The 13,012-nt window shown below is 42.1% G+C and carries 16 protein-coding genes and 2 tRNA genes; all 18 read right to left on the bottom strand.

The window, feature by feature from the left end:
- Positions 1-10 precede the first annotated feature (10 nt).
- The 18 genes from G413_RS0105840 to G413_RS0105755 all read right to left on the bottom strand — a co-directional run bounded on the left by G413_RS0105840 (position 11) and on the right by G413_RS0105755 (position 13,010).
- Positions 11-86: transfer RNA gene (locus G413_RS0105840), tRNA-Asp, on the bottom strand.
- Between the two features lie 21 nt (positions 87-107).
- Positions 108-198 (bottom strand) — tRNA-Ser (locus tag G413_RS0105835).
- A gap of 75 nt (positions 199-273) precedes the next feature.
- Positions 274-951 (bottom strand): YjjG family noncanonical pyrimidine nucleotidase, encoded by a 678-nt coding sequence (locus tag G413_RS0105830; RefSeq protein ID WP_022789990.1) that lies wholly within the window; start codon positions 949-951, stop codon positions 274-276.
- A 32-nt stretch (positions 952-983) separates the two neighbouring features.
- Positions 984-1,379: an ATP synthase F1 subunit epsilon gene (gene atpC / locus G413_RS0105825; protein ID WP_022789989.1), complete on the bottom strand. Its 396-nt coding sequence runs from the start codon at positions 1,377-1,379 to the stop codon at positions 984-986.
- Entirely contained in the window at positions 1,376-2,785 is a 1,410-nt protein-coding gene (gene atpD, locus G413_RS0105820; protein ID WP_022789988.1) for a F0F1 ATP synthase subunit beta, read from the bottom strand. The genes atpC and atpD overlap by 4 nt, the downstream gene beginning before the upstream one ends.
- Positions 2,786-2,796: 11 nt before the next feature.
- On the bottom strand, positions 2,797-3,642 hold the full coding sequence (atpG, locus tag G413_RS0105815; protein WP_022789987.1) for an ATP synthase F1 subunit gamma: 846 nt from the start codon (positions 3,640-3,642) through the stop codon (positions 2,797-2,799).
- Between the two features lie 4 nt (positions 3,643-3,646).
- Positions 3,647-5,167: a F0F1 ATP synthase subunit alpha gene (atpA, locus tag G413_RS0105810; protein ID WP_022789986.1), complete on the bottom strand. Its 1,521-nt coding sequence runs from the start codon at positions 5,165-5,167 to the stop codon at positions 3,647-3,649.
- Between the two features lie 10 nt (positions 5,168-5,177).
- Complete coding sequence (gene atpH / locus G413_RS0105805) at positions 5,178-5,714, bottom strand: ATP synthase F1 subunit delta (RefSeq protein WP_022789985.1); 537 nt, start codon at positions 5,712-5,714, stop codon at positions 5,178-5,180.
- A complete protein-coding gene (gene atpF, locus G413_RS0105800) occupies positions 5,708-6,223 on the bottom strand; it encodes a F0F1 ATP synthase subunit B (RefSeq protein WP_022789984.1) in 516 nt (171 codons plus the stop codon). The genes atpH and atpF overlap by 7 nt, the downstream gene beginning before the upstream one ends.
- 21 nt (positions 6,224-6,244) lie before the next feature.
- Entirely contained in the window at positions 6,245-6,490 is a 246-nt protein-coding gene (gene atpE, locus G413_RS0105795) for an ATP synthase F0 subunit C (RefSeq protein ID WP_022789983.1), read from the bottom strand.
- An 18-nt stretch (positions 6,491-6,508) separates the two neighbouring features.
- Positions 6,509-7,219 carry a F0F1 ATP synthase subunit A gene (gene atpB, locus G413_RS0105790; protein ID WP_022789982.1) on the bottom strand — a complete coding sequence of 237 codons (711 nt, stop codon included), beginning with the start codon at positions 7,217-7,219 and terminating at the stop codon, positions 6,509-6,511.
- A gap of 1 nt (position 7,220) precedes the next feature.
- Positions 7,221-7,418 (bottom strand): hypothetical protein, encoded by a 198-nt coding sequence (locus tag G413_RS12090; protein ID WP_147285012.1) that lies wholly within the window; start codon positions 7,416-7,418, stop codon positions 7,221-7,223.
- 160 nt (positions 7,419-7,578) lie between these two features.
- A complete protein-coding gene (locus G413_RS0105780) occupies positions 7,579-7,761 on the bottom strand; it encodes an AtpZ/AtpI family protein (protein ID WP_022789980.1) in 183 nt (60 codons plus the stop codon).
- Positions 7,761-8,381 carry a uracil phosphoribosyltransferase gene (upp, locus tag G413_RS0105775; protein ID WP_022789979.1) on the bottom strand — a complete coding sequence of 207 codons (621 nt, stop codon included), beginning with the start codon at positions 8,379-8,381 and terminating at the stop codon, positions 7,761-7,763. Before upp ends, G413_RS0105780 begins: the two co-directional genes overlap by 1 nt.
- 143 nt (positions 8,382-8,524) lie before the next feature.
- Positions 8,525-9,265 carry an MBL fold metallo-hydrolase gene (locus tag G413_RS0105770; RefSeq protein ID WP_022789978.1) on the bottom strand — a complete coding sequence of 247 codons (741 nt, stop codon included), beginning with the start codon at positions 9,263-9,265 and terminating at the stop codon, positions 8,525-8,527.
- On the bottom strand, positions 9,255-10,607 hold the full coding sequence (gene dnaB, locus G413_RS0105765; protein WP_022789977.1) for a replicative DNA helicase: 1,353 nt from the start codon (positions 10,605-10,607) through the stop codon (positions 9,255-9,257). The genes G413_RS0105770 and dnaB overlap by 11 nt, the downstream gene beginning before the upstream one ends.
- Positions 10,608-10,609: 2 nt before the next feature.
- Complete coding sequence (gene rplI / locus G413_RS0105760; protein WP_022789976.1) at positions 10,610-11,059, bottom strand: 50S ribosomal protein L9; 450 nt, start codon at positions 11,057-11,059, stop codon at positions 10,610-10,612.
- The gene (locus tag G413_RS0105755) at positions 11,037-13,010 is read right to left on the bottom strand and encodes a GGDEF domain-containing protein (RefSeq protein WP_022789975.1); all 1,974 of its coding nucleotides are present in this window, start codon (positions 13,008-13,010) and stop codon (positions 11,037-11,039) included. The genes rplI and G413_RS0105755 overlap by 23 nt, the downstream gene beginning before the upstream one ends.
- Positions 13,011-13,012: the final 2 nt, after the last annotated feature.

Here is a 13,012-nt window from a genome sequence, read left to right as displayed (position 1 = left end):
ATAAAATAAATGGCGGTCCAGATGGGACTCGAACCCACGATCTCCTCCGTGACAGGGAGGCATGTTAACCACTACACCACTGGACCAAAGTTAGATATTCAATAAAATGGCGGAGAAGGAGAGATTTGAACTCTCGCGCCAGTTTCCCGACCTATACCCTTAGCAGGGGCACCTCTTCAACCACTTGAGTACTTCTCCAAGTTTTAAGATCAGGAACGCTACTCATCAGCGCTCATTTATATTACCACGATACCTATACGATTGCAACACTTTTTATAAAATTTTTTTAATTTTTTTTAATTGATCGACTTCATATGTTGGTTTACACGTATTTGTAGCGGTTTTATGCGATGGATTAAACCAGATCGTCTGTATATTAGCATTGATACCTCCCTGAATATCAGCCTGCAAAGAATCACCGATCACGATTGCCTGTTCATTAGAAATTCCCTGTTCATGTAAACAATGCATAAAAAAATGCTTCGATGGTTTTTGATGCCCGATCTTCTCTGAAATATAAAAGGCGTCCATATACTGATAAAATCCTGACAGCTGTAAACGATGAATCTGTTGTTCATAAGGCGCATTAGAAGCCGCACAGATCACATACTTTGATTTTAAATACTCTAAAAGTTCTCTGGCTCCTTCTACAGGGATCGCATATTCATGAAGACCTTCGACAAATTTCTTTTCAAGCGTAACCCCATCAAAAGGAATGCCAAGGGCCTGAAGAATTGTTTTCCAACGGATTTGGTAATGCTGCTCCTTTGTCAAAACACCATCTTCAATCTGTGTCCAAAGCTTGGAATTAATCTCTAAAAACACCGGAAAAACCGTTTCTTTTGAAAAAGGCAGGTGAAAATACGCAAACGCATCTTTCATGGAAGCTAAAGCGCATGCATTAAAATCAAGTAATGTGTTATCGACATCTAATAAGATCGTTGTAAGCATACGATTAGTATAATAAAAAAACGACTAGAATTCTAGTCGTCATATACATGGATTCGATTGATAGCTCGTACTAAAGCCAATTCGGCACGTTTCATATTCGTTGTACTGTCTCGTTTTTCCAAACGTTCACGAGCACGACGATACGCACGACGAGCACGTTCGATATCGATATCGCCTTTTCCTTCGATCGCATCCACTAAAAATAAAGCTTCATTGTTTTCAAAGTAAAGGAAACCTCCGGCTACGGCATATTCCTTCTTTTTATCAAATTCATTTAAAAACTTTAATGGACTTGATTTTAGACTGATAAAAACCGGCATGTGATTTGGCAAAATCGTCATTTCGCCTTCCACACTGGTACAATGAATATTTTTTACCATCACATCGCGATACACACCCAAGGGGGTTACGATCTTGCAGTGGATCATTCTTGCTCACCAGCTAACTGTTTTGCCTTTTCAATGACATCTTCGATCGTACCGGCAAACATAAAGGCTTGTTCCGGAAGATCATCCACTTCTCCATCTAAAATTCGTTTAAAAGAGCGAATGGTATCTTCCAAAGGCACATATTTTCCGGGAATACCACTGAACACTTCCGCAACGTTAAACGGCTGTGATAAGAAGTTACGTACACGGCGCGCACGATTCACTATTTTTTTATCGTCTTCACTTAACTCATCCATACCTAAGATTGCAATGATATCCTGCAAATCTTTGTATCGTTGTAAAATGTTCTGCACTCCACGGGCTACCTTATAGTGTTCTTCTCCAACGACTAATGGATCCAAGATTCGAGAATTCGATTCCAGTGGATCGACAGCCGGATAAATTCCTAAGGCGGCAATATCACGGTCTAATACCGTCATCGCATCCAAATGTGTAAAGGCGGTCGCAGGCGCCGGGTCTGTCAAGTCATCCGCCGGTACATAAATTGCCTGTACGGAAGTAATAGATCCTTCATTGGTAGAAGTAATACGCTCCTGCAGCTGCCCCATTTCCGTAGCTAATGTCGGCTGATAGCCTACAGCACTTGGCACACGCCCCAACAAGGCACTCACTTCACTTCCTGCCTGCGTAAAACGATAAATATTGTCAATGAACAATAAAACATCCTGATGTTCTTTATCACGGAAATGCTCGGCCATCGTCAGACCGGTAAGAGCTACTCTCATACGAGCTCCCGGACTTTCATTCATCTGTCCATAAACCAAAACCGTTTTATCCAGAACACCGCTGTCCTTCATTTCATGATACATATCATTTCCTTCACGTGTACGTTCACCAACACCGACAACAACGGATTTCCCACCATGCTCTGTGGCAATATTGTGTATCAGCTCCTGGATCAATACGGTCTTTCCGACACCGGCACCGCCAAATAAACCGATCTTACCCCCTTTTTCATAAGGACATAATAAATCGATAACTTTAATACCGGTTTCCAAATGCACGCTGTTTGTGCTTTGTTGATCAAACGGAGGTGCGCTTTTATGAATAGGCTCACGGTTTACATTTTCCAACTCGCCTAAACCGTCAATGGGGCGCCCCAGGACATTAAACATACGACCTAAGACCTCATCTCCAACAGGTGCCTGAATCGGTTTTCCTGTGTTATACGCATCCATACCGCGTACTAAACCATCGGTGGAATCCATGGCAATGCAGCGAACTCTATCGGCTCCGATGCCCTGCTCCACTTCTACAATCAAGCTGTCTTGTCCGGGACGCTTGATTTCGATGGCCGTCAAAAGATCCGGCAGGCTATCTTCATCAAATCGAATATCGACAACAGGCCCAATGACCTGAACAACTTTTCCTATATTCGTACTCATAGTTTCCTCCCTTATGACAACGCATTGGCTCCGCCAACGATTTCCGTGATTTCCTGGGTAATCGAAGCTTGTCGAGCCTGATTGTATTTAAACTCAAGACTGGTTTCTAACTCTGTCGCATTATCGGTAGCACTTTCCATTGCCATACGGCGAGAAGCTTGTTCACTGGTATGTGCTTCCAAAAAATGCGAAAACAATAATGATTTGCACACCATAGGAATCAATTCCTGCAGCATCTGCTCTTTTCCCGGTTCATAGATCAGCTGGGCATGCATTTTCTTTTCCTCTTCTTTTTTGACCGGCTGAATAGGTAAAATCGTTTCCAGTACCGGTTCAAAAGAAAGTGTGTTCTTATATTGTGTATATAAAACTTGAATCTTGGAAATTTCTTTCTTTTCAAATAAGGTCAATGCCTCTTCCATCTGCATTGCTAAAACCGAATAGGCATTATCTTCATGCAAATCCTGTAAAGTTTTTTCCATCTTTCGATTTTTAGAATTCATCCATGCGATACCACGCCCTCCAACCATGACAATTTTATCTTCACTGGAAAGATGATCGCGAATCATATGGAAAACATTCGTGTTATAAGCACCACAAAGCCCCATATCTGAGGCAATCACAAATACATAAGCCGGTTTATCTTGATTCTCCTGCATGTAAATTGATTTTTCACCAGACTGTAAGACCAAAGACATCATCTCAAACAAAGCCGATGAATAAATGCGGTTAGACTCCATGGCATCCTTTTGTTTTGTCAGTTTACTGCTGGCCACAAGCTGCATGGCCTTGGTGATCTTTTTAGTGGATTTGACCGATGCGATACGAGCTAAGATCGTCTGTCTGCTCTGCGCCATGGTACTACCTTCCTAAAAGTGCAAACTGAGCACCAAACGCATTTAAGGCAGTTTTCAGTTGTCCGTCAAGCTCATCATCGATCTCTTTTTTCGTATCGATAGCCTGTAAGATCTCAGGATGCTGACGACGGACAAAGGAAAGAAGCTCTTCTTCATATCGGCAAACCTGATCGATGGCTACATTCTTCAAATAGCCATGTTTTGCGGCATACAGACTGACAATTTGTTCACTGACATGCATAGGCGCATACTGTTTTTGAATCAAAAGCTGCGTCAAACGGGCACCATGTTCCAGAATTTCTTTTGTGCTGGCATCCAACTCCGAACCAAACTTGGCAAAGCTTTCCATTTCGTGATATTGCGCCAGTTCCAGTTTTAAAGAACCGGAAACTTGCTTCATCGCTTTGATCTGTGCAGCCGAACCAACACGGGATACACTCAAACCACTATCTACACTCGGTCGAACGCCTTCATTGAACATATCTGTTTTTAAGAAGATCTGTCCATCTGTGATCGAAATAACATTTGTCGGAATATAGGCAGAAATATCTCCGGCCTGTGTTTCAATGATTGGTAAGGCCGTCAAAGAACCACCATTCCCATATTCATCATTTAATTTGGCTGCTCTTTCCAACAAACGAGAATGTAAATAGAATACATCACCCGGATAAGCTTCACGTCCCGGAGGACGACGCAACAACAAAGACATGGTTCGATATGCCACAGCGTGCTTGGACAAATCATCATATATGATCAATACATTTTGTCCCTGTTCCATCCATTCTTCACCGATTGCACAACCGGCATAAGGCGCCAAATACTGTAACGGTGCCGGATCACTGGCTGTTGATACAACAATCGTCGTATAATCCATAGCTCCATGTTGTTTTAATTTTTCAACGATCTGTGCGACCGTGCTGGCCTTTTGCCCGATGGCCACGTAGATACATTTCACATTTTCATTTTTTTGATTCAAGATCGTATCAATCGCAATCGCCGTTTTACCGGTTTGTCTGTCACCGATAATCAGCTCACGCTGTCCTCGTCCGATCGGGATCATCGAATCAATAATTTTCAAGCCTGTTTGTAATGGCTCGGAAACGCTTTTTCGTGTCATAACACCCGGTGCGACACGTTCTACCGGTCTTGTCTTATCCGAGACGATATCTCCTTTTCCATCGATGGCTTGTCCAAGCGCATTGACTACACGCCCCAACAAAGCATCTCCTACAGGAACTTCAATGACATGGCCGGTTCTTTTGACCAGATCCCCTTCTTTGATATCTGCATTGTCTCCCATCAGTACGACACCCACCTGATCTTCTTCCAGGTTCATGACCATACCGTAAACATCGTGAGGGAAGATCAACAATTCAGACATCATGGCATTCTGCAAGCCATACACATTGGCAATACCGTCACCAATGCTTAATACGGTTCCGCTTTCATCCATTTCAAGGCTCTGATCTATATTTTTGAGCTGTGCTTTGATCAGATTACTGATTTCAGCAGGATTCAATGTCATACTTTCACCTCTATCCAATATGTTTTAGTTTCTCTTTGATCGCATTCATGCGCGATAAAACACTGTTATCTAAAACAAGATTCTCCGTCTGCACTCGAAGACCCGCTATCAGCTCCGGTACCACTTCCACCTGAAGCTCCACCTTCTTTTGAAGACGCTCTTCTAGTACATGTATCAACGAGTCAGTCTGCTTTTGATCCAATGTTGTGGCTGACTCTACTTTCACCAGTTCAATATTGTTTGCCTGACGACGCTTCTTCTCATAAACGGACACAATTTGCGAAATATTTCCAGCCTGGTCATGTGCGATGCACACTTCCAGAAAGCGCAGTAAAACAGGATGCAACTTTTTCTGAAACACAGAATGAATCATATCCAGCTTAACCTGTTTTTTTAGCTCCGGATGCTTCATCATCTTTTGAAGATCCGAATTCTCTTCCCAAATATTTGCCAACTGTTGAAGTTGATCATAGACCGTATTTTCACAGTTTTCTTCTGTGGCAACGTCCAATAACGCCGCTGCAAACGATGTAGAATAATCTACCATGATTTATCGCCTGCCTCAGAAAGAAAATCATCGACATATTTCTTCTGCGTTTCTTCATCCATTTGATCGGCAACAAATCGTTTGGCAACATCCACTGCCACCTCACCAATGGCATCCTTCATAGAATTTTGCGCATTACGCTTTTCTCTTTCTATGTCTTCCTGTGCCTTTTGTTTCAGAAGCACGGCTTCCTGATGTGCTTTTGATAAGATCTGTTTTTTCTCTTGTGTAGCCTGGGCACGTGCATTCTCCAAAATGACGTTTGCTTCCTGTCCGGCGCTCATGATCTGTTTGTTGTACTGATCCTTTAAATCTTCAGCTTCTTTTTTCAAAGCCAGCGAAGAATCGATATTGGCCTGAACCAGCTGCTGTCGTTTTTCGACAAAAGCCACCAGTTTCGACCAGAAAAATTTCTTTGCGATCAATACGATCAAGATCGTAGAAATCATTACAAGAATGACATCGGTCAGGCTGATTCGTAAATAGTTTTCTATAGTAAATGCATCCATAACCGAAAACCTGTGCTCGACTTACCCTTTCACAAAAATCAACAATATTGCGACAACCAACGCAAAGATACCTGTTGTTTCGGCAAGGGCGATACCCAACACCATGATCGACTGGATCTTTCCACTGGCTTCCGGATTTCGTCCTACAGCTTCGGCACCTTTACCAGCCGCAAAGCCTTCACCGATACCTTGACCAAAACCGGCAACCATCGCAATACCAGCTCCTAATAAAGCCATACCTTGTACGAAAAATTCATTAAATTCCATTGTTGTCTCCTCCTGATTTTAAGCTTCTTCTTCACTGACCTGCTGCCCCAGAAAGAAGGATCCCAGCGTAAAGAAGATATACGTTTGAATCACACCGGTAAATATATCCAGAAAAGCGTGAAGGAAAGGGGTGAATATAAACCCTAGTACGCCCCACGGCATCACGGATTTCATAAGTGTATATATAAGCATCGTAATGATGCATCCGGCCAAAATATTTCCAAACAGTCGCATTGTCATCGATAACGGCAAAGCGATTTCACCAACGATATTCATAGGCAGTAATATAGCCATAGGCTCTGACAAACTTTTAATTCTTGCCTTGAGTCCGGCTCGTTTAATACCGTTGATCTGGATCATAAAGAAAATCGTTACGGCAAGCGTCGCATTGAAGCTGACATTGCTTGTAGGATTCTGCAGTCCCACTAGACCGATCAGGTTACTGACAAGCATCATCAAGATCAAAGTTCCAAAGAATGGAAGATAACGCTTGGTCTTTTCCCTTAGATTTCCTTTGATGACATACAAAACTAAGTTCAAGATCTCTTCACAGACATAGACCACACCCGTACTGGCCTTAGAAGGATCGGCTTTATCGATCTTTTTCCCGGCCCAGATAAAGAACACGGCAAATATCACACAAAGAACCAGCCAAACCAGGATCGATTGTTGGATCTCCAGATGAAACGAGCCGAATGTGATCTCAAGAGCACTGACTTGCTGTTCCATATCAATTCTTCCTTTCTATAAAAGAATAGGTCAATAAGGCAGCTTTCTGACAAAGCATTCCCGCCAAAATCGCAAGTACGGAAATTCCCAGATAGACAGAAACTGCCATAACGAAGGCATACAGCAGATAACGCAATGCATAATTACTGTAGCCCTGTCGCTTACCGGCCTTTTCTTCATGGGCGATAGATCGTGCCATATTTTTGATCATGGCAAAACCTATAAGAGATAGGATACACCCAATCCACACTCCAATAAAGACTAAAATGTCAAAAGATAACAAAAAAAGTAAAAAAATCGATACAACAAGTGAATAATACAAGGTATATCGAATTATTTTTGATGACATTTGTGATAATTCATTCATGGTATTTCCTCTGTCTGTCATAAAGTCTGTAAAAACTGCCAAAGAGAGCATAAAATACACCTGCCAGTATAAATACCGGTGTTGTATGAAAAGAATCATCGATCCACATTCCTAAACATACAAACACCAGCATACTGACAAACAATTCACTTCCAAAACGAAAGATGGAATGCATTACTTCGTACCGAAAATACGATCTCCGGCATCCCCCAGTCCCGGAACGATATATCCTTTTTCGTTTAGATGATCATCTAAACTAGCCAGGTAAATATCTACATCCGGATGTGCTTTTTCCACAGCTGCTACCCCTTCCGGTGCTCCGACAAGGCATACCAGCTTGATGTTTTTAGAACCTTGACGTTTTACCATATCAATGGCCGCAATGCTGGAGCCACCGGTTGCCAACATCGGATCAACGATTAGGACATACGCATCCTCCATACAGCTTGGATACTTTTCAAAATATGGATGCGGTTCTAAAGTCTCTTCATCACGATACATACCGATATGCGCAACCTTTGCCGTAGGAATCAAATTTTGAATTCCGTTGACAACACCAAGTCCGGCTCTAAGAATAGGTACGATCACAACCTCTTTGGCCAGCGTACTTCCCTTATACGCACAGATCGGTGTTTCGATATCAACCTCTTTTAACGGCAAATCTCTTGTGATCTCATAGACCATCAAGCCACCTATCTCGTCTAAATTCTGACGAAAGTCTTTTGTTCCTGTTTCTTTGTTTCGCATAACTGTTAATTTATGCTTGATCAGCGGATGATCGAATACTGTTAACATAATTTCACCAACCTCACTTCTCCGATTATAACATTATCCAACTTTAATTTGAAACGAAAAACCACATGTTTTATAGGATTTTAATTTAGGTTATCTAAATTATTTTACAATCAAAAAAAGTATCCATCCTAAAGACAGATACTTTAATCTTCTATGGAAACGATTCCAAACTGCGGAGCCGCCTGAATTCGTATATTTGATGATCGTAAATCCTTCTTTAAGAAGGTATCGTTTAATACATCCAAAGCCAGCTCTGGAACATTGGCCTCCTGTGATAAATGCGCCAACACGATATTTTTGGTTTTCGTATTAATAAGACTGGTAATATTGTGACTGGCATCTTCGTTAGACAAATGACCGGAATCTGAAAGGATCCGTTGTTTGACAAACATCGGTCTTGCGGTATGCATCAGCATTTCCATATCATGATTGCTTTCAAAGATATAATGATCCGCATTTTCTAAATACGCTTTTTCATGATTTGGCAAATACCCTGTATCCGTTATATAGACCAGCTTTTGGCATCCGTCTTCGATCACATAGCCCACAGTATTGGGTGCATCATGACTTAACCCGATGACTGTGATCTGCATATCTCCAATAATAAATCGATCTAATGGCTTGATGCACCGATGATCTTGCACATCCAGATCACAATAGCTGTAGATTGGCAAATGCTCAAAATGTTTAAGCTGCGAAATATGATCCTTATGGCTGTGTGTAACCAACAAAGCATCTAAGGCTTGAATATCCTGAGAAACGCTTTGCAGGCTTGCCATCAAATACTTTTTAGTTGAACCACAATCAATGACGATTGAAGATCTTTGTGTTCGCACCAGGCAGCTGTTGCCTTTGGAACCGGAGCACAACAAATCAACCTTCATAAATATCGCCACCTTGATTGGAAAAGTTGGTAAATCGAGAAATGTTCTTTTCAAACACAAGCTTGATCTTTCCTAAAGCACCGTTTCGATGTTTAGCCAAAGAAAGATCCACGATTGATGTATCTTCCGGAACTTGATCATCCTGCTCCTTTTTATAATAATCTTCACGATAAATAAACATAACGATATCCGCATCTTGCTCGATGGATCCCGATTCACGCAAATCCGATAGCTGCGGTTCATGATCGTTACGCTCTTCCACCTTACGCGCTAACTGTGAAAGTGCTATGACCGGACAATCCAGCTCTTTGGCAAGAATTTTTAAATTTCGAGAAATATCGGATACTTCCTGTTGCCTGGAATCAGCTCTGGTTCCGGTAATCAGCTGTAAATAGTCGATTACAACCAAAGAAAGACTATTATATTCCGTCTTTAGCTTTCGGCATTTGGAAAAGATCTGTGAAACTTTAATCGAGCTTGTATCATCAATAAAAATATTTCTTTCTCCTAACTGGCTGCCGCTAAAGTTTAAGCGGGACATTTCGGCATCGCTTAGTTTTCCATCCCGCAGTTTATTGGAAGCCACCTGTGATTCCGAGCTCAACAAACGCTTCATTAAAGAATCCGCCGGCATTTCCAGCGAAAAGATGGCCACAGCTCCCTCGTTGAGTTTGGCGACTTCATTGGCAAAGTTCAATGCCAATGCACTCTTTCCCATGGCCGGACGAGCCGCCAGAATGATCAAATCACCACGCTGAAAACCATTAGTGATCCGGTCCAGGTCCGTATAACCGGTACGAATACCGGTCACGCCCTTTTTACTGCGCAGTTCGATCAGCTGCTCCATGACACGATGAATGACCGTCTGTGACGACTCAAATTCCGAACCTCGTCGCATTCTTGTCACATCCATGATCCCGCGCTCTGCCTGATCTAGGATCGTATCGATATCTTCACTGGCATCGTACGATTCATTAGAAATCTTTTCCGCCGCAAAGATCAATCTTCTTAGCTGGGCTGTATTTTTGATCGATTCAATGTAATTACGCGTATTGGCACTACTAATGGCACTATCCGCCAAAGAAAGAATATAATCTGTTCCTCCGGCACTATCCAGTTCTTCCTTATCCGCTAATCGTGTGATGATCAAATTCAAATCAACCGGCTGCCCATTTCGGGTAATTTCCTGCATACAGCTAAATAAACGCTGATGAGAAGGAAGATAGAATTCTTCCGGCTGTAAATCTAGATCATTACACTCCTGCATTACAGAAGGATACACCATCAAAGATCCTAAAAGCGCCTGCTCTAATGTTTTTGAATTTGGCAGTTCTCTTGCCATAATTACCCTTTCTGTGAAACGTGGACATGAATCGTGCCTATAACCTGGCCTTTATATAAATCCACTTCTACATTGGTCGTCCCTAAACTAGATACCGGAACATCCAGCTTTATCTTACGCTTATCGACTTCAATTCCTTTTTCCTGTAAGGCTTGATGAATCTGCTTCGTAGAGATCGAACCAAATACCTGTCCTTCCTTGCCGGCACTTAAAGAAAATTCCAACTTCATCGTTTCCAGTTTTTTCTTTAATGCTTCAGCTTCCTTTTTCAACTGTGCTTCATGTTCTTTTTTTATCGCCAGCTGCTCGTCTAAAATTTTACTGCTTCCCTTTGTATAAGCAACCGCCAATTTTCTTTTGATCAGAAAATTTCTTGCGTAACCATCGCTGACTTCAACGACATCATCTTTCTTTCCTACTTTTTTTACATCACTCAACAGGATGACTTTCATGACTTGTTTCCTCCTTAATTATTTCTAATAAAGCTTGTTTGTATTCTTGCGGACTAAGCTCTTTGGTCGATGAGGCTGCCGCACTGAAATGACCGCCTCCATAGAGCTTTTCCATGACTTTCTGTACATTAAAGGTACCATCGCTTCTGGCGCTGCAGCAAGTCGGTGCATCTTCTTCATTACTGCGGGCAATCGTAAAGCTTGCTGTACATCCTTTAATCAACAATAAGGCTTCGCTGACCTGTGCCAACGTTGTTTTATCCACTTTTTTCTCTTCTTCACATACGATCATAAAATGATCCATGTAAGGCTTTGCCAGCTGGATCAGACTATGCTTGAGCGTAAAGTGGGCATAATCTTCACATAATGCTTTTTCGGCCAGTTTCACATTAGCACCCCATGTATTTAAGGCTGCTGCCGCCTCAAAGGTTCTGGCATCCGTATGCATTTTAAAACGATTGGTATCGACTAAGATGCCCAGATACATGATAGTTGCTTCGGCTTCAAAAATCGGCACATGATCCGGAATATTCTGCAGCATTTCCACGATCAACTCGCACGTCGAGGAAGCGCTGCTTTCGACATACGTTAAGATCGCATGTCGAATGAAGTTTTCATTTCTTCGATGATGATCGATCACAATGACCCGCTGGCATTCTTCCACAAATTCTTTGGCGCTGCTGATGGCCGGGATTCCATGATCAACCATCACAAGCAAATCCTTGGCAAAATCCATGCGTTCTCTTGCCTGCTCCGGTGTAATAAAGACATGCCGTTCCTTCATGACCTTGATATAGTGATCCATGACAGACTGAAGCTGGGCATCTCTTGGCACATCCTTTAAGACAATATAAACATTCTTCTTTAAAGTATGGGCCCAGCTTGAAATACTTAAACAGGCGCCCATACAGTCAAAATCAGACATGATATGACCGGCGATATAAATCTCATCGCTTTCTTTCAACGCATCCTGTAATGTCTGCGAAAGAATGCGCACACGAACCTTTGAACGTGCCGAGCTCATCTCTGAATTGCCGCCCACGTATTCTACAGAACCATTCACATCCTTGATGGCTGCCTGATCGCCACCGCGTGACTGCGCCAACTCAATCAATTCATTGATTGTTGTATCCAACAGTTTAAAGTCATTGGTGCCATAGGCAAAGCTCATACTTAAGGTGATCGATACACCGATATGATTGGCCTTATCTTTAATGATCTGCAAAATTGAAAAATTCTGCTTACGAATGCGTTTAAAGATTTCCTGATTTAAAACAAGGATAAAGCGATCGCTGCGCAAACGCCGGATCAAGATACCATTATCCTGCGCCCAGGTAACGACCGGACTGCGAAGCTGCGTATTGATATGCGCCATCAGTTCTTCGTTTTCATAAGACTGATACTCCATATAGTTATCCAACTGAACCAAGCCAACGACCAGACGATTCTCATTAACTTCTCTTTCCATGGCATCCAGCTGGGTAATATCTTTGACAAATAAAAGCTGAGAATCTTGTTTTCTTGTGATTTCATAAACTGTGTCCTGGTATTCAGCACGAATCACATCCACATCTTCATCAAACAAAATGCGAATCCGTTCGATCCAGCTTGTCAGCTTTTTATTGACCAGATCGATCCCCTTTTGCGCAAAATAGTCCGAAGCCCATGTCACAACATATTCATTATTATACGTTAAGATTCCTACACCGCCAAACGATAAGGCTTCCTTGGCATCTTTTCCCAAAACACGGGAAATATCCACTTCGGTCTTGACCCCATAATCGCGAATATCTTTGACAAATCCCAAAAACGGGATTCCAAACACTAAAACTAACAACAGTAAAAAACCGGCACTAAAATAATATCCATTAATAATCGATATGGCTTCCAAAACGATCCAAATCAAAGCCGCTGCGCCAAATAAAGAACGCCATTTATGAAACTGTTTCATGA

It is taken from the genome of Faecalicoccus pleomorphus DSM 20574 (genome assembly GCF_000420345.1).
Lineage (GTDB): Bacteria > Bacillota_I > Bacilli_A > Erysipelotrichales > Erysipelotrichaceae > Faecalicoccus > Faecalicoccus pleomorphus.
Note: the sequence above shows the minus strand (reverse complement) of the source record. Positions and strands in the feature narration are given on the sequence as shown.

Excerpts from the sequence above, each read along its gene's own strand:
- G413_RS0105755 (WP_022789975.1), bottom strand. The coding sequence starts at position 13,010 with ATGAAACAGTTTCATAAATGGCGTTCTTTATTTGGCGCAGCGGCTTTG.
- atpG (WP_022789987.1), bottom strand. The coding sequence starts at position 3,642 with ATGGCGCAGAGCAGACAGACGATCTTAGCTCGTATCGCATCGGTCAAA.
- dnaB (WP_022789977.1), bottom strand. The coding sequence starts at position 10,607 with ATGGCAAGAGAACTGCCAAATTCAAAAACATTAGAGCAGGCGCTTTTA.
- atpF (WP_022789984.1), bottom strand. The coding sequence starts at position 6,223 with ATGGATGCATTTACTATAGAAAACTATTTACGAATCAGCCTGACCGAT.
- atpE (WP_022789983.1), bottom strand. The coding sequence starts at position 6,490 with ATGGAATTTAATGAATTTTTCGTACAAGGTATGGCTTTATTAGGAGCT.
- upp (WP_022789979.1), bottom strand. The coding sequence starts at position 8,381 with ATGTTAACAGTATTCGATCATCCGCTGATCAAGCATAAATTAACAGTT.
- G413_RS12090 (WP_147285012.1), bottom strand. The coding sequence starts at position 7,418 with ATGGCACGATCTATCGCCCATGAAGAAAAGGCCGGTAAGCGACAGGGC.
- atpH (WP_022789985.1), bottom strand. The coding sequence starts at position 5,714 with ATGGTAGATTATTCTACATCGTTTGCAGCGGCGTTATTGGACGTTGCC.
- G413_RS0105770 (WP_022789978.1), bottom strand. The coding sequence starts at position 9,265 with ATGAAGGTTGATTTGTTGTGCTCCGGTTCCAAAGGCAACAGCTGCCTG.
- G413_RS0105780 (WP_022789980.1), bottom strand. The coding sequence starts at position 7,761 with ATGCATTCCATCTTTCGTTTTGGAAGTGAATTGTTTGTCAGTATGCTG.
- G413_RS0105830 (WP_022789990.1), bottom strand. The coding sequence starts at position 951 with ATGCTTACAACGATCTTATTAGATGTCGATAACACATTACTTGATTTT.
- atpD (WP_022789988.1), bottom strand. The coding sequence starts at position 2,785 with ATGAGTACGAATATAGGAAAAGTTGTTCAGGTCATTGGGCCTGTTGTC.
- atpC (WP_022789989.1), bottom strand. The coding sequence starts at position 1,379 with ATGATCCACTGCAAGATCGTAACCCCCTTGGGTGTGTATCGCGATGTG.
- atpB (WP_022789982.1), bottom strand. The coding sequence starts at position 7,219 with ATGGAACAGCAAGTCAGTGCTCTTGAGATCACATTCGGCTCGTTTCAT.
- atpA (WP_022789986.1), bottom strand. The coding sequence starts at position 5,167 with ATGACATTGAATCCTGCTGAAATCAGTAATCTGATCAAAGCACAGCTC.
- rplI (WP_022789976.1), bottom strand. The coding sequence starts at position 11,059 with ATGAAAGTCATCCTGTTGAGTGATGTAAAAAAAGTAGGAAAGAAAGAT.